Source organism: Sphingomonas sanxanigenens DSM 19645 = NX02 (assembly GCF_000512205.2).
Taxonomy (GTDB): domain Bacteria; phylum Pseudomonadota; class Alphaproteobacteria; order Sphingomonadales; family Sphingomonadaceae; genus Sphingomonas_D; species Sphingomonas_D sanxanigenens.
The window spans coordinates 5,732,398-5,748,006 of the sequence record NZ_CP006644.1 but is presented as its reverse complement, the minus strand read 5'-3'; the positions used below and the strand labels follow the sequence as shown (position 1 = coordinate 5,748,006).

At 68.9% G+C, this 15,609-nt stretch carries 10 protein-coding genes; 6 read left to right on the top strand and 4 right to left on the bottom strand.

The genetic code is table 11. From position 1 onward, the window contains the following. Nucleotides 1–24: 24 nt before the first annotated feature. Together ctaD and coxB are read right to left on the bottom strand one after the other, a co-directional pair. Nucleotides 25–1,704, bottom strand: coding sequence for a cytochrome c oxidase subunit I (gene ctaD, locus NX02_RS26365; RefSeq protein WP_025295159.1), 1,680 nt, complete (start codon nt 1,702–1,704; stop codon nt 25–27). Between the two features lie 5 nt (nt 1,705–1,709). Next, a complete protein-coding gene (coxB, locus tag NX02_RS26360) occupies nt 1,710–2,789 on the bottom strand; it encodes a cytochrome c oxidase subunit II (RefSeq protein WP_425424022.1) in 1,080 nt (359 codons plus the stop codon). Nucleotides 2,790–2,981: 192 nt separating this feature from the next. On the opposite strand from coxB, the gene pyrE reads away from it, so the two are divergent. From pyrE to NX02_RS26330, 6 genes are read left to right on the top strand one after another with little or no spacing between them, the layout of a single operon-like run. Beyond that, nucleotides 2,982–3,563, top strand: a complete 582-nt coding sequence (gene pyrE / locus NX02_RS26355) for an orotate phosphoribosyltransferase (RefSeq protein ID WP_025295157.1) — start codon at nt 2,982–2,984, stop codon at nt 3,561–3,563. Continuing rightward, nucleotides 3,560–4,288 (top strand): pyridoxine 5'-phosphate synthase, encoded by a 729-nt coding sequence (locus tag NX02_RS26350; RefSeq protein ID WP_025295156.1) that lies wholly within the window; start codon nt 3,560–3,562, stop codon nt 4,286–4,288. The genes pyrE and NX02_RS26350 overlap by 4 nt, the downstream gene beginning before the upstream one ends. Beyond that, on the top strand, nt 4,285–4,767 hold the full coding sequence (locus NX02_RS26345; RefSeq protein ID WP_039996854.1) for a riboflavin biosynthesis intermediates N-glycosidase: 483 nt from the start codon (nt 4,285–4,287) through the stop codon (nt 4,765–4,767). The genes NX02_RS26350 and NX02_RS26345 overlap by 4 nt, the downstream gene beginning before the upstream one ends. Continuing rightward, entirely contained in the window at nt 4,764–5,186 is a 423-nt protein-coding gene (acpS, locus tag NX02_RS26340; protein ID WP_025295154.1) for a holo-ACP synthase, read from the top strand. Before NX02_RS26345 ends, acpS begins: the two co-directional genes overlap by 4 nt. After that, nucleotides 5,183–6,079, top strand: coding sequence for a signal peptidase I (gene lepB, locus NX02_RS26335; protein ID WP_025295153.1), 897 nt, complete (start codon nt 5,183–5,185; stop codon nt 6,077–6,079). The genes acpS and lepB overlap by 4 nt, the downstream gene beginning before the upstream one ends. Next, the gene (locus NX02_RS26330; protein WP_025295152.1) at nt 6,076–7,269 is read left to right on the top strand and encodes an AI-2E family transporter; all 1,194 of its coding nucleotides are present in this window, start codon (nt 6,076–6,078) and stop codon (nt 7,267–7,269) included. Before lepB ends, NX02_RS26330 begins: the two co-directional genes overlap by 4 nt. Nucleotides 7,270–7,504: 235 nt before the next feature. Here NX02_RS26330 and pbpC read toward each other — a convergent pair whose 3' ends face one another. Together pbpC and NX02_RS26320 are read right to left on the bottom strand one after the other, a co-directional pair. Continuing rightward, nucleotides 7,505–9,541, bottom strand: a complete 2,037-nt coding sequence (gene pbpC, locus NX02_RS26325) for a penicillin-binding protein 1C (RefSeq protein ID WP_025295151.1) — start codon at nt 9,539–9,541, stop codon at nt 7,505–7,507. Nucleotides 9,542–9,750: 209 nt separating this feature from the next. Beyond that, entirely contained in the window at nt 9,751–15,516 is a 5,766-nt protein-coding gene (locus NX02_RS26320; protein ID WP_025295150.1) for an alpha-2-macroglobulin family protein, read from the bottom strand. Nucleotides 15,517–15,609 lie beyond the last annotated feature (93 nt).

Genomic DNA, 15,609 nt, shown 5'->3' with positions numbered 1-15,609 from the left:
CTTTAGGCGTCCGGGAGCCCGAACTCAATCGATCCGCGGCAGCGTCTCGAACTGGTGGAACGGCGGCGGGCTCGGCAGCGTCCATTCGAGCGTCGTGGCACCCTCGCCCCACGGATTGCCCTCGGCCTTGCGTCCGGCGAACAGCGACCAGAACACGTTGACGAGGAAGATCAGCACACCGGCCGCCATGATGGTGTAGCCATAATGGCTGGCGATGCCGTTCCAATAGGCCTGCGCATCGGTGTAATCCGGATAGCGCCGCGGCATATTTTCCACGCCCAGGAAATGCATCGGGAAGAACAGGATGTTCACGCCGATGAAGAACACCCAGAAATGGAGCTGGCCGAGCAGTTCGCTGTACATCCGGCCCGACATCTTCGGGAACCAGTAGTAGAAGCCTGCGAACAGCGAGAACACCGCGCCCAGCGACAGCACATAGTGGAAGTGGGCAACGACATAATAGGTATCGTGCATGATGTCGTCGATGCCGCCATTGGCAAGCACGACGCCGGTCACGCCACCGACGGTGAACATGAAGATGAAGCCGATCGACCAGACCATCGGGGTCTTGAAGCTCAGCGAGCCGCCCCACATCGTCGCGATCCACGAGAAGATCTTGATGCCGGTGGGCACCGCGATCACCATCGTGGCGGCGGTGAAATACATCTTGGTGTTCACGCTCATGCCGGTCGTGAACATGTGGTGCGCCCACACGATGAAGCCGACCACGCCGATCGCGACCATGGCATAGGCCATGCCGAGATAGCCGAACACGGGCTTGCGGCTGAACGTCGCGATGATCTGGCTGACGATGCCGAAGCCCGGCAGGATCATGATGTAGACTTCGGGGTGGCCGAAGAACCAGAACAGGTGCTGGTACAGCACGGGATCGCCGCCGCCCGCCGGATCGTAGAAGGTGGTGCCGAAATTGCGGTCTGTCAGCAGCATGGTGATCGCCGCGGCGAGCACCGGCAGCGCGAGCAGCAGCAGGAAGGCGGTGACCAGCACCGACCATACGAACAGCGGCATCTTATGCAGGGTCATGCCCGGCGCGCGCATGTTGAAGATGGTGGTGATGAAGTTGATCGCGCCCAGGATCGAGCTTGCGCCGGCAATGTGAAGCGACAGGATCGCCATGTCGACCGCGGGGCCGACCGAGCCGCTGGTGGAAAGCGGCGCATAGACCGTCCAGCCGGTGCCGGCGCCGAGGCCGGTGCCGCCGGAGACGAAGGAGGAGCCCAGCAGCAGCAGGAAGGCCGGGATGAGCAGCCAGAAGCTGATATTGTTCATCCGCGGGAACGCCATGTCCGGCGCGCCGATCATGATCGGCACGAACCAGTTGCCGAAGCCGCCGATGATCGCGGGCATGACCATGAAGAACACCATGATCAGGCCGTGCGCCGTGATCAGCACGTTCCACATGTGGAGCGCCTGATCCATCGTCGCCTCGGTACCCATCATCATCGACGCCCAGGTCGGCAGGTACTGGATGCCCGGCGAGGCCAGTTCGGCGCGCATCAGGCCCGATATCGCGCCGCCGACGATGCCGGCGAAGATCGCGAAGATCAGATAGAGCGTGCCGATGTCCTTGTGGTTCGTCGACATGAACCAGCGGGAGAAGAAGGCCGGCTTGTGATCGGCATCGTGGTGCGCATGATCGTCATGCGCTTCGAAATGGCTGGCGGGCAGTGTGGCTTCGGTCATTCTTGTCAGCCCTCGGTCGTGTTGGCCGCGGCGGGCGCGTCGGTGGCGTTGGCTGCGGGCTCTTCGGCCGCTTCGGTGGCATTGGCGGTTTCCGGCACAGCGCCCTCGACGGCGGGGGCGACCTCGGCCGCCGCGGCGGGGGCCGGCGCCGCGCTCGGCATCGTGCCGCCCTTGGAGGCGACCCAGCGCGCGAACTGCGCGGGGCTCACCGCCTCGACCGCGATCGGCATGAAGCCGTGGCGGGCGCCGCACAGTTCGGAACACTGGCCGTAATAGATTCCCGGCCGCTCGATCGTGAAGCTCAGTTCGTTGATGCGGCCCGGCACCGCGTCCATCTTCGCCCAGAAGGCGGGAAGCGCCCAGCTGTGGATCACGTCGTTGGAGGTGACCAGCACCCGGATCGGCACGCCGACCGGCAGCACCACCCGCTCGTCGACCGCGAGCAGGCGGGGTTCACCGCGCTTCTTCGCCTCGGCATCGGGCAGCATGTTCGAGGTCAGCTCGAAATCGCCATGGTCGGGATACTGGTAGTTCCAGTACCACTGGTTGCCGATCACCTTGAGCGTCACCGCATCCTTGGGCGGCGTCTTGAACTGCGCCGCCAGCAGCCCGATCGACGGGATCGCGATCGCGACCAGGATCAGCACCGGCACCAGCGTCCAGATCACCTCGATCAGCGTGTTGTGCGTCGTCTTGCCAGGGGTCGGATTGACACTGGCGCGGTAGCGGATCGCCACCCAGGCGAGCAGCCCAAGCACCAGCAGCGAGGTGAAGACGATGACCGGCATCAGCACATAATTGTGCATCCACAGCGCACGCCTGCCGTTGGGCGTCACCTGCACCGGCAGCGTATAGCCGCCCGGCGAGGGCTGGCCGATGTGCGGATCGGGCCTGGCCGTCGAGACGAAGGCCGGCGGAGCCGGGCTCGGCGCAGGCGCCGGAACGGCACCGGGCTCGATCACCGGCGCCGGCGCGGTGGCGACGCTGGGCGCTGCAGTCGGCGCCGCGGGTGCCGCTTGGGCCGCTACCGCTGCACCCACCAGGCTGAACGCGAGGAAGAGCGACTTCACCAGTTTCATAGGCATCCCGACCTGTTGTGTGTCCCACCCCGCACCGGTCATCGCCCCAACGGCGTCCCGGTCCGGCATCTTATTTTGCTGGCGCTTATAGGCAGCATCCCCCAGCGTCTCAAGCGGTTCGCCGCAGATTTTCTCGCAGTTGCCGCACGCGCCCGCGCGCCCTATCTGGCGACGCGGGCAAAAGCGAAGGGCAAGGGAATGACCGACGAAGAGATCATGGCCGAATTCAGGGCCGCGGATGCGCTGCTCGAGGGCCATTTCATCCTCTCGTCGGGCCTGCGCAGCGCGCGCTACCTGCAGTGCGCGCGCGTGCTGATGGAGCCGATGCGCGCCAGCCGCCTCGCCTCAGCGCTGGTCGCACGGATTCCGCGCGATATCAGGACGGCGATCGATGTCGTCGTCTCCCCGGCGATGGGCGGGGTCATTTGCGGGCATGAGATGGGCCGCGCGCTGGGCGTGGAGGCGATGTTCCTCGAACGGCCCGAGGGCGTGTTCGAGCTGCGCCGCGGCTTCCGGCTGAAGCCGGGCCAGAAGGTGTTCATGATGGAAGACGTCGTGACCACCGGCCTGAGCTCCCGCGAGGCGATCAAGGCGATCGAAGCGGCGGGCGGCGAGACCATCGCGGCGGGCGCGCTGGTCGACCGCTCGGCGGGCAAGGCCGATCTCGGCGTGCCCTTCTTCCCGCTGCTGACCCTGTCGATCCCGACCTACGACCCAGCCGACCTGCCGCCCGAACTCGCCGCCATCCCCGCGATGAAGCCGGGGAGCCGCGCCGCATGACCGGAAAGCTGCGGCTTGGCGTCAACATCGACCATGTCGCGACCATCCGCAACGCGCGCGGCGGCGGCCATCCCGATCCGGTGAAGGCGGCGCTGCTCGCCGCCGACGCGGGCGCCGACGGCATCACCGCGCATCTGCGCGAGGATCGCCGCCACATCACCGACGGCGATATCCACCGCCTGATGGACGGCATCAGCCTGCCGCTAAACCTCGAAATGGCGGCGACGCCCGAAATGCTGGAGATCGCGCTGCGGCATCGCCCGCACGCGGCCTGCATCGTCCCCGAACGGCGCGAGGAGCGCACGACCGAGGGGGGGCTCGACGCCGCCGGCCAGTTCGATCATCTGCGCCCGATCGTCGATACGCTGACCGCCGCCGGCATCCGCGTCAGCCTGTTCATCGAGGCGAGCAACCGCCAGCTCGACGCGGCGCTGCGCCTCGGCGCCCCCGTCGTCGAGTTCCACACCGGCGCCTATGCCCATGCGACGGGCGAGGCCGCGGTCGCCGAACTGCGCCGCATCGCCGACGGCGCCGCACTCGCCGCCAAGAACGGCATCGAACCGCACGCCGGCCACGGCCTCACCTACGACAATGTCGGCCCGATCGCCGCGATCCCGCAGCTCGCCGAACTCAATATCGGCCATTTCCTGATCGGCGAGGCGATCTTCGACGGGCTCCACGCCAGCATCGCACGGATGCGCGACGCGATGGACGCGGCGCGATGATCATCGAGCAGTTTACCTTCTTTTGGAACGGCCCGTTCTCGCAATGGCATCCCAGCCCGTTCGAACTCGATGGCCTTCGCTATGTCACCGCCGAACAATACATGATGGCGGGCAAGGCGCGCCTGTTCGGCGACGACGAGACGCTGGACGCGATCATGGCGACCGAGAGCCCGCGCGAGCAGAAGGCGCTTGGCCGCAAGGTGAGCGATTTCGATGCGGATCGCTGGAATGCGCACGCCAAGGCAATCGTCCTCGCCGGGAATCGCGCGAAATTCACCACGCACGACGATCTGCTCGAATTGCTGCTTGCCACGCGCGGCACCACGTTGGTCGAGGCAAGCCCGTTCGATCGCATTTGGGGCATTGGCCTGGCCGAAGACCATCCCGATGCCGGCAATCGGGCACGGTGGCGCGGCACGAACTGGCTGGGTGAGGTTCTCACCGATCTGCGCGAGACGCTATTGAAGGAACGGGGATGATCATCGGCCTCGGGTCCGACCTGTGCAATATCGAGCGGATCCAGAATTCGCTCGACCGGTTCGGCGAGCGATTCGAACAGCGCGTGTTCACGGATCTGGAGCGCGCCAAGGCCGCGCGCCGGCCGCTGACCCGCGCCGGCACCTATGCCAAGCGCTTCGCCGCCAAGGAGGCGTTTTCGAAGGCAGTCGGCACCGGTTTCTCGCAGGGCGTGTTCCTCCGCGACATCGGCGTGGTCAACCTGCCGTCCGGCGCGCCGACGCTGAAGCTGACGGGCGGCGCGCAGGCGAGGCTTGACGCGCTGACCCCGCCGGGCCACGCCGCCCATGTGCATCTGACGATGACCGACGACCATCCCTGGGCGCAGGCCTTCGTCATCATCGAGGCGATCCCCGTCTCATCGCAGGAGTTCCAGGCGTGAGCGACGCCGACGCCAATCATGCCGCGGACGCGTCCGCCACTCCCGCCGCCGCCGACGCGTCGGCGAAGAAAGCCAAGCAGAAGACCGACTGGGGCGCCGAGCTGCGCGGCATCGTGCTGCTGATCCTGGCCGTCCTCGCCTTCCACAGCCTGGTCGCCAAGCCGTTCTACATCCCCTCGCCGTCGATGATGCCGATCCTGATCCAGGGCGACCGGCTGGTGGTGAGCAAATATCCTTACGGCTGGTCCTATGTCTCGCCGACCTTCCACGTGCTGCCCTTCATCAAGGGCCGGCTGTTCGGCAGCGTGCCCGAGCGCGGCGACATCGTGATCGTCAAGCCGACCGACCAGAACGAGGATTATATCAAGCGCGTCATCGGCCTGCCCGGCGACCGCATCGAGATGCGCGGCGGCACCGTGATCCTGAACGGCGTGCCGGTGAAGCGCGAACAGAAGAAGCCGCTGATGCTCGCGGTCGACCCCAACGTCCCGTGCGAGCCCGATTACTGGCCCGGGCTGCAGGTGACGGGTGCCGACGGCAAGGCCTATTGCGAGCTGCCGATCGTGCGCGAGACGCTGCCCAACGGCCGCAGCTACGACACCATCGACCTGGGCTGGCGGCCGACCGACGAGATGGCGCCGCTGACCGTGCCCGCCGGCCACGTCTTCCTGATGGGCGACAATCGCGACATGTCCGCCGACAGCCGGGTGCCGATCGAGCAGCGCGGGCTCGGCGGCCCGCTGCCGATCGAGAATATCGGCGGCCGCGCCGAATTCATCACCTTCTCGCTGGATGGAACGTCCGAGTGGTGGAACCCGTTGAGCTGGTTCACCGCCTTCCGTTCCGGTCGCGCCGGAACCGGGCTGCATCCGGACGAGGCCGAGAAAAAATGACCGATGGTCCCGACGCCGAGCATCACGAGGCGCCGGGACCCGCGGAACTGCACGATCCGGTCGTCCGCCGGGAACTCAAGCGCGCTTCGGTATGGCTGGGGCTCGCCCTCGCGATCGTCCTGATCGCCTTCCTCGCCCAGCCGCTGCTGCTGATCATCGGCGGGCTCGTCTTCGCCGCCTTGCTCGACGGCGGCACCCGCCTGCTGGGGCGCGTGCTGCCGATCGCCCGCCCCTGGCGGCTGGCGCTGGTCACGCTCTCCGGCCTCGCCTTCATCCTCTGGACCTTCTATTTCGCGGGCACCCAGCTCGCCGCGCAGGCGGAGACGCTGCGCGTTGTGGTCGCGCACCAGTTCGACCGGATCACCGGTTGGGCGGCGGCGAACGGCCTCATCGGCCGCGGCCAGGGCGGCATCGACGAGATCGGCCGGCAATTGCTCGGCTCGCTCGGCCGGCTGACCTCGGCGGTGGGCAGCGCGCTGGGCGCGATCTCCTCGATCGCGATGATCATCGTCATCGGCATCTTCGTGGCGACCGAGCCGCGGCTGTACGAGCGGGGCGTCGCCTGGATGCTGCCGATCTCGCAGCGCAGGCAGTTCTACGTCACCTCGGCGCGGATGGGCCACACGATGCGGCGGCTGATGTTCGGCCGGCTGATCGGCATGTTCGTGGAAGGCACCGCCACCTGGGCGCTGCTCGCCTGGTGGGGCGTGCCGATGGCGGCGCTGCTCGGCATCCTGACGGGGCTTCTGGTGTTCCTGCCCAACATCGGCGCGATCATGTCGGGCGTGCTGATGGTGCTGGTCGGCTTTTCCGCGGGCTGGGAGACCGGGCTGTGGGCGCTGTTCGTCTATGTCTTCGTCCAGTCGATCGACGCCTATCTGATCGTGCCGATGGTCGCGAAGCGCACCGTCGATCTTGCCCCAGCGCTGGTGCTGGGCGCGCAGCTGCTGTTCGGCGCGCTGTTCGGCATCCTCGGGCTGGCGCTCGCCGACCCGATCGTCGCGATGATCAAGGTCGCGCTGGAGCGCAGCTCGGAAGAAAATGCGCGCAAGGCGAACGAGCGCGATGCGGCCGAGGCGCAGGCCGCGGAAGCGGCGGCCGAGGCTTCGGCGGAGCCGCCGCCGCGGCGGTGGTGGGCGCGATGGCTGGGTCGCCCCTCCCTTGATGCGCTATCGAATCACGCATCGTGAACGGATTGAGCGGGGCTGCCGCCGCGCCCCCTCGCCCCTTTGGGGAGAAGGACGGGGAGAGGGGAAGTCGCGCGAGGCGTAAAGGCTCGGGGGGTGCAGCGCCGCTGCCTTGTCGGTCGCCGTCCGGAGCGAGCCCGTCAAAACCTTTGCGCTTGGCGCGACTGCCCCTCTCCCTGGTCCGCTGCACGGACCCGTCCCTCTCCCCAAAAGGGGCGAGGGACCATAGAGCGCCCCGTCACCGCATCGTGAACAGCACCTGGTCCACCACCTTGCCATCCAGATCCACCAGCCGCACCCGATGCAGGCCGGGCCCCGCCAGGATCTGCGGCACGCCGCTCGCCGGGCCGACATCCTGCCTGTCGAGCATCAGTCGGTGCCCTGTGGCGAGGCCGGTGACGCGGATCGCGATGCGCTGGCGATCGACCGGGATGTCGGGATCGAGCGCATAGACCGCGCCGGCCGCGGGATTGACGATGCGCGGCCGCCGCGCCTCGGGCGGCGCCACCGCCTGGACGCTCTGGCCGGTGCCGGCGAGGAAATAGTCGCGGCGCGGCGGCTCGATGCCGTCGGCGAAGCGGACCGCGCGCGCCTCGACGCCGCCGGGCATCTTCGGCGCGCGCGAGGGGCGGGCGGCGTGGAGCGCGCGCATCACATCGCGCCATACCGGCGCGGCGCCGCTGGTGCCCGAGACCGCGCGCATCGGATCGCCCTCCAGATTGCCGATCCAGACCGCGACGGTGTAGCGATCCGAGAAGCCGACGCACCAATTGTCGCGCATCGCCTTCGAGGTGCCGGTCTTCACCGCCGCCCAGAACGGCAGGCGCAACGCGCTGTCCAGCCCGAAGGTCTGCGCGCGGGCGTTGGGATCGGCGAGCATGTCGGCGACGATCCATGCCGCCTGCGGCGTCGTCACCGGCCGCGCCTTGCCCTCGGGATCCCCGGCGCGGATGCGCAGCGGCGCGTAGCGGCCGCCCCGCGCCAGCATGCGATAGGCCGCCGCCTGTTCGAGCAGGGTCACCTCGGCCGAACCCAGCGCCAGCGAGAAGCCGTAATATTGGCCGTCCTCGGTGAGCCCGCGATAGCCCGAATCCCACAGCCGGTCGCGGAACGACTCGACGCCGGTCAGCACCAGGGTCCGCACCGCCGGCACGTTGAGCGAGCCGGCAAGCGCGCTGCGCACCGAGACCGGGCCCTTGAACGCACGGTCATAATTTTGCGGCACATAGAGGCCCGAGGCGGTGTCGAGCTGCACCGGCGAATCGTCGAGGATCGAGGCAGGGGTGAGATAGCCCTTCTCGATCGCCATCGCGTAGAGGAAGGGCTTCAGGGTCGAGCCCGCCTGGCGATAGGCGTTGGCGCCATCCACCGCTGCCGCGGTCGATTCGCCCCCCACCCCGCCGACATAGGCGAGCACGTCGCCGCTCGCATTGTCGACCGCCACCACCGCGCCGTCGCGCACCCGCGCGCTGCCGAGCCCCTGCAACTGCCGGCGCAGCGCGGTGGCGGCGACGCGCTGGACGGCCGCATCGAGCGTGGTCGTGACCTTGAGGCCGGGCGTGTCGAGCAGGCGCACCGCGAGATGCGGCGCCAGCCCGGGGTCGAGCACCAGCCGCCGCGCGGGCGACAGCATCGATCCGGCGGCGATGCGCAGCCCTTCGCAACCCAGTTCGGGCGCGATCGCGCAGGCGCGGCGGGTGACGGTGGCCTGATCGGCGCGCGGATCGGGCAGCAAGGCGGTCAGCAAAGCGGCGTCGGAGCGGCTGAGCGCATCGGGGGTCTTGCCGAACAGGGTCAGCGCCGCGGCGCCGACGCCCTGCGCCTCGCCACGGAAGCCGGCGAGGTTGAGATAGGCTTCGAGGATCTCTTCCTTGCTCCACCGATCCTCCAGCGCTTGCGCCGTGCGCATCTGGCGCAGCTTGTCCCGCCAGTCGCGCGCGCCCGGCGCGCCGATATCGGGCGAGAGCCAGGCGGCGAGCTGCATCGACAAGGTGGATGCGCCGCGGGCGCGCTGGCCGCGCAGCCGATCGCGGATCGAACCCGCGAAGGCCAGCCAGTCGACGCCGCGATGGCTGCGGAAGCGGCGATCCTCCGACGCGATCAGCGTTTCGGGTACGACCGGGGCGATCTCGTCGAGCGGCGTCCAGGCGAGGCGGCGCGCGGCGAAATCGACGCGCTCGGCGTCGATCAGCCGGCCGTTGCGATCGTAGAGCCAGGATTCGCTGGGGCGCCAGGCCGCCCTGACGTCGCGGTAGGACGGCAGCGGCGGCGGCATCGTGAACCAGTGGAGGATCGCCGCCGAGAGCGCGACGGTGATGGTCAGCGCCCAGAGGAGGTGGGTGCGAAACTCCCCTTTTAAGCCCCTCCCCTTCAGGGGAGGGGTTGGGGTGGGGGCGAGCGAAGCGAGCTCTTTCCTTCCACCACCATCACCTGACATTCCCCACCCCAACCCCTCCCCTGAAGGGGAGGGGCTTTCGTCCTTACTCACCGCAGCGCCACCGCGATCTGGCCGTTGGGCACCTGCGCGCGGATGTCCGGCGAATACATCGCCTCGACCCGCGTCGGCGGCAGGTTGAAACGGCCGACGCCGTTCAGCCGCACGGTATATTCGACCGTGAACGTGCCACGCGGCACCCATTCGAAATAGCCGCGCCACGAATCGCGTCCGCGCTCGACATAGCTGGGCTGCACACCCTCCCCGCCCGATGCCGCATCGGCCAGCAGCTGCGACTGGCCGCCGAGCGTGCCGACGATCGTCGCGCCGCCCGGGATCGGATCGTTCACCACAACCCATTGCCGGTCGGCGGTCGAATCGACGGTGATGCGCACCTTGAGCACGTCGCCGCGGGTCAGGCGGCCCGGCACCTTCTGTTCGAGCACGCTGACCTGCTTGGTCATGCGATAGCCGGCATAGAGCGGCTGCAGCAGCGGCACCGCCGCCTTCACCTGCACCATCGCCCACGGCCCCGCCCCGCCCTGCTGGGTCAGCACCAGCGGCGTCTTCGCCGCCGGCAGCGGAAAGCGCAGCGGCGCCGCGTCCGCCGCCTGCGGCCATTCGCGCTGGCGGGTCTCGCTGCCGAGCCGCGCCATCGTCACCCCGGTGATCGCGCTCGCCGGATAGAGGCTGCCGAAGCGGCGCGCGGTGACCGAGCCCCAGGCATTGGCCGGGGTGGTATCCCAATGGCCCCGGCTCTGGCGCAGCGCCGCGCCGACCATCAGCCTGGGCACGTCATCCTCCCAGCCCGGCCGGCCGAGCACCGCGAGCAGCGCGCGCAGCACCGATTCGTCGCCGGTGACCATCATCCACCACGGCGCGTTGCCGGCATCGACCAGATCGACCCGCGATCCTTCGTAGACCAGCCGCGTGCGCAGCACCTTTTCCGCCTGCAGCCGCAGCGCCTGCGCGTTGGCGAGCCCCGGCGTCCTGTCGATCGCGACCATCCAGTCGGCGAGCAACGCCGTCGGCATGTCGCCCGGCGCGAGGCCGAGCTGGCCGAACATCGCCGGATCGGCGGCCCCGTTGCGGGCGAGCGCGGCGAGCGCGGCGACACGCAGCAGGCGCTGGTCGCCGGCATAGGCGGTGTCGCGCCGCAACCGGCCCTCCACCACCGCCTTCAGGGCCTCGATCATCTTCGCGCGGGCACCATCGGGGATCGCCCAGCCCGATTCGGCGGTGATCGACAGCACATAGGCGGTCAGCGCCTCCGATCCCTGGATGCTCGGCGACGGCCAGTAACGCAGCAGGCCTTCCTCATCGAGATAGGCGGGGATCTCGCCCGACAGCCGCGTCCATGCCCCCGGATCGTCGAGCGCCACCGCGCGCGACAATTGCTGTTCGAAGCAGCCATAGGGATAGGCGGCCATATAGGCGCGCACGCCCTCCAGCGGCGGCGCCAACGTCGCGCTGAGCTTGATGTCGACCACCCCGGTGCCCGGCAGCGCGCCCGCGGGCGGCGCGACAGGGAAGTTGGCGGCACCGACCCGCACCAGGGTGCCCGCCCAGGTTTCCACCGGCACTGCCGGGATCACATCCTGCGCCACGCTGATCCGGTCCGCCGCACCGCCATCGGACTTCGCCTCGACCGTCCAGTTGAGGCGATCGACATTGGCGGGCGCGGTCAGGTGCCACGTCACCGGCTCGGCCTTGCCGGCCGGGATGGTAACGGTGAGCGGACGGCCTTGCGCCACCGCCGGGTTCACGCCCACCGTCGCGGTGACGGTCATCGGCTTGTCGGTGGTGTTGCGCAGCGTGAAGGTCGCGCCGAACTGGTCGCCGGTGCGCACCAGCGGCGGGATGCCCGAGAGGATCTGCAGATCCTGCGTCGTCCGGACCGCCAGTTCGCCGGTGCCGAACAGCCCGGCGCCGCTGGTGGCGATCGCCACCAGCTTGAACGAACTCAGCGCGTCGGACAGCGGCACATCGACCTGCGCGCGGCCCGCCGCATCGAGCGGCACCCGCCCGCGCCACAGCAGCACCGGGCGGAAATCCTCGCGGTTGAGCGCGGAGAGGTCGCCGCCGCCACCGCCGCCGGCCTCCACCGCCTTCTTGCCATAATGGCGCTTGCCGACGACCTGCGTCTGCGCGGTGGAGGTGAGCACCGCCACCGGCCGCTGGACCATCATCGCCTCGATCAGCTTCCAGCTTTCGTTGGGCTGAAGCTGGAGCAGCGCTTCGTCGACCGCGGCGAAGGCGATCTCGGCGGATTTGGGCGCCTTGCCGTCGGGCCCCTTCACCTCGACCGCGACATGCGCGGTCTCGCGCACCGCATAGCTCTTCTTGTCCGCCTTCACCGCCACGGCGAGGCGATGGCCTTCCCAGCCCACCTTCACCTTGGCCATGCCCAGCCGGTAGCTCGGCTTGGCGAGGTCGACGAGCGCGGTCGGCTTGGCGACGTCACGCGCGAAGAAGGGCAGCCCCCAGCGCCGCGCAAGGTCCGACAGCCACAGGCGGAACCCGCCGACACGGCCGCGTACCGCCATCACCGAGACATAGACCTCGGGCGCATAGGCACCGGGCATCGCCACCTCGACCACCGGATCCTTGCCGGACAGGCGGGTGACATAGCTGGAAAGCACGCCCTCGCGCTCCACCGTCACCAGCGCGGTCGCCTCGCGGAAGGGCATGCGCACCTGGAACCTGGCGGTCTCGCCCGCCTTGTACTCGGGCTGCTCGGCGACAAGATCCATGCGGTCGCCATTGTCGCCGCCGAACCACCAGTCGTCATCGCCCGCCAGCCACAGCGAACGCGTGGCGTGGGCGACATTGCCATTCCCGTCTTCGGTCGTCGCGACCGCATAGACCTCGCCCGACACGCCGGGATCGACCGCGCAGGTCGCCAGCCCCTGGCTGTCGGTGATCGCAGTGCATTCGGCGCTCAGCTTGGTGACCTTGGCCTGGTTGTCATAGGCGTAGAAGCCACCGATCAGCCGGCGCCGCGCGGTCAGTATCTCGCGGCTGTAGAGGTCGACGCGGATGCGCTGGCCGCGGATCGGCTTGCCATCGAGCCCGAGCGCCACGAAGCGCAGGCGCATATCGTCCTGCTTCATCAGCCAGCCATCGCCCTTCATGCCGAGCTGAACGCCGCTGGCATGGATCGGCACGCGGCGCGATGCGGTCAGCACCTCGCCATTGGCATCCTCATAATCCATCTCGACCACCATCCGGGCGCCGCCGGTGATCGTCGCGGGGATGTCGATCGCGGTGCGCGCGGTGCCCTGCGCGTCGAGCGTGACCGGCAATGTCTGCGCGGGCGGCAGCGGCGGGGCGATCTCCTCGCCCTCGCCGTCGAGGGGCTTGGTGCCCTCCTCGAGCAGCCGGCCGCCGAAGCTCCATCCCTCATAGCCGGCAGGCGCGAGATCGTCGGCGGTGAAGGCGGTGCGGATGCGTACCGGCAGCGATGCCGCGCCGCCGCCCGAGAGATAGCCGACGAAGAGGTCCAGCGGCACGCGCTTGGGGCGCACCTGCGCCTCCTTGGGGCCAGTCACGGTCGCGCGCATCGTCGGCAGGCGGAACTCGTCCAGCTTGATCGACTGGTCGGTATAGATCGTGCGCTCACCGACCACGATCTGCAGGTCGTAATCGCCCATCGGCGCGCCTTCGGGGGCGGACCAGCGCGATTCGCCGATGCCGTCCGCGGCGATCTTCAGCGGCATTTCGAACTGCGTGTCGGAACCGCGATGGACCAGCCGCAACGTGCCGTCGATCGGTTCGGCATAGCCGAAGCCGGTTGCGATCGGCCGGCGCAGGATATGCTTCATGTTCACCGTCTCGCCGGCGCGCAGCAAGGTGCGGTCGAAGAGGGTGTGGACGATGTCGTCGGGCTTGGACCAGCCATAGGGCAGGTCGAAATCATAGGGCCGGATGCCCTCGCCCCATTCGGTCAGGGTGAAGCTGAAATCGCCCGCCTTGCGCGCGGAAACCATCAGCGGGTGCGGCGCGTCGGCGGATTGCGACTTGCAGTCGCCATAGGTTTCGGGCTCGGGCAGGCCGCCCTTGATGAGCACGCGGCCAAGCGCATCGCTGGCGCCGCGCGCGATCAGCCGGCCGGTGCAGCTGTCGGACACGCGCACATCGGCGCCGGCGACGGGCTTGCCGGTGTCGAGCGCGGTCACCCAGGCGAGCGAGGCGCCGCGGCCCCATTTGAAATGGACGCTCATGTTGGTGACGAGCGCGCCCGCCGCCACATAGCGCGTCGTCTTGCGGCCGAGCAACGCTTCGCCGAGCGTCGGGCTGGCGAGCTCGACGACGTAGAAGCCGGGATCCTTCAGCGGGATGCCGACGACCTCGAAATCCTTGCCCTTGCCGGGCAGCGGCACCGACATCGCCTTGCCCGCGGCGGCACCCGTCAGGATCGAGCGGGTGCCGGTATGGTTGACCGTCACATCCTCGCCGCCGCGCTTTTCCTCGCGGAAATCATTGGCGCCGGCGGTCTCGATCTCGCGCAGCCATCTGGCGATCGCCGCGTCCGACGTGGAATCGGCCTCCAGCATCTTGCCGGCGATCGGCTGGCTGCGGCCCTGCAGCGCCGGTTCGACGTTGCGGACGGTGACGGGCAGCGTGCCGCCTTCCTTCGCCTCGATGATGCCGAAGGGTGCCGCGAACTTCACCAGCGGCGGCGCGACGTCGAAGCGGACGTCGAGCGGGAAGCGCTGCGCGTTGGCGAGCGGGCGGCCGCTTTCATCCTTCACGCCATCGGGCAGGATCAGCTTGCCGATGGTGCCGGCGGGCAGCGGCGCCGCGAAGCTGACGCTGCTGATATGCGCGCGATTCTTGTCGTCATCGTCGATCTTGGCGGCCAGCGTCTTGCCGCCCGCCTCGATGCGGATCGCCTTTGCCTGCTCGATCGGGATCGGTGCAGTAAATTGCACACTGGCCTTGAGCACCGGGTTGCAGCCCGCCTGCGGGTTGACCCGCGAGCAGCTGAAGCTCGCCTCGAATGCCTTGCGGACGGTGAAGTCGAAGCGCTGGTCGGCGCCAGCGGTGCGGCCGTCGGCGCTGCGGATGCCGGCGCCCCACACCAGCGCCATGTCCCGCCCCGGCGGCAGCGGCCGGCGGCATTTGAGCGCGGTGACCGTCTTCAACGCGTCGGCACGGGCCTTCGCATCCGCCGGCACCGGCTGGGGCAGGCCGGCCGTGCTCAGGAAATTGTCGAGCGTGTACGTGTCCTTGCCCAGGCCGGTCAGGATCTTGTCCGTCACGGACGGGTCGAGCACGTCGACCGCGATCTTCTCGCCGATGCCGTCGACCGAGCAATAGGCGTTGCCCGCCACCGAGCCGCGATCCGCGGGCACGTTGGCGGCGATGAGGAAGATCTGGCCATCCTCCTCGATCCGGCCATCATAGCGGCCGGGCAGGATCGCGCGCGCGGTCGGGCCACCGGTGTCGACCGAGAAGCTGCGTCCGCCCGCAACCTCAATGCCCTTCGCGCTCATCAGGCCCTGGCGCAGCTCGAACTTGCAGGTCAATCCGCCGGGCAGCGGCTTTTCGAATTCGTGGACATAGGTGGTGGTATCCACCCAGCGGCCGGTGCCGCCGACAGGGCAGTCGATCTTCCAGGGGGTCTGCGCGCGGGGATCGCCCAGCGGCACCATCGGCTCGGAGAAGCGCACGGTGTAGCGCTCGACCGCGCCGCCGCCCATGCCGGGGGTGGCGAGCACCACCTGCGGCGCGCTGTCGCCAACCGCCACCACCGGTCCCAGGACTGCGCCGCAAAACGCCGCCGCAGCCAGCGCAATCAACCCCTTGCGCATGCAACTCCCCTCGCCGCCTCTAGGGGGGTAACTGAACCGTCACCGCCACTTAAGTCCAGTGCGAATTAACCCAGGCTAATGTCGCTTGCAGTC

Excerpts from the sequence above, each read along its gene's own strand:
- coxB (WP_425424022.1), bottom strand. The coding sequence starts at position 2,789 with ATGCCTATGAAACTGGTGAAGTCGCTCTTCCTCGCGTTCAGCCTGGTG.
- NX02_RS26330 (WP_025295152.1), top strand. The coding sequence starts at position 6,076 with ATGACCGATGGTCCCGACGCCGAGCATCACGAGGCGCCGGGACCCGCG.
- NX02_RS26350 (WP_025295156.1), top strand. The coding sequence starts at position 3,560 with ATGACCGGAAAGCTGCGGCTTGGCGTCAACATCGACCATGTCGCGACC.
- pbpC (WP_025295151.1), bottom strand. The coding sequence starts at position 9,541 with ATGCCGCCGCCGCTGCCGTCCTACCGCGACGTCAGGGCGGCCTGGCGC.
- NX02_RS26320 (WP_025295150.1), bottom strand. The coding sequence starts at position 15,516 with ATGCGCAAGGGGTTGATTGCGCTGGCTGCGGCGGCGTTTTGCGGCGCA.
- pyrE (WP_025295157.1), top strand. The coding sequence starts at position 2,982 with ATGACCGACGAAGAGATCATGGCCGAATTCAGGGCCGCGGATGCGCTG.
- ctaD (WP_025295159.1), bottom strand. The coding sequence starts at position 1,704 with ATGACCGAAGCCACACTGCCCGCCAGCCATTTCGAAGCGCATGACGAT.
- NX02_RS26345 (WP_039996854.1), top strand. The coding sequence starts at position 4,285 with ATGATCATCGAGCAGTTTACCTTCTTTTGGAACGGCCCGTTCTCGCAA.
- acpS (WP_025295154.1), top strand. The coding sequence starts at position 4,764 with ATGATCATCGGCCTCGGGTCCGACCTGTGCAATATCGAGCGGATCCAG.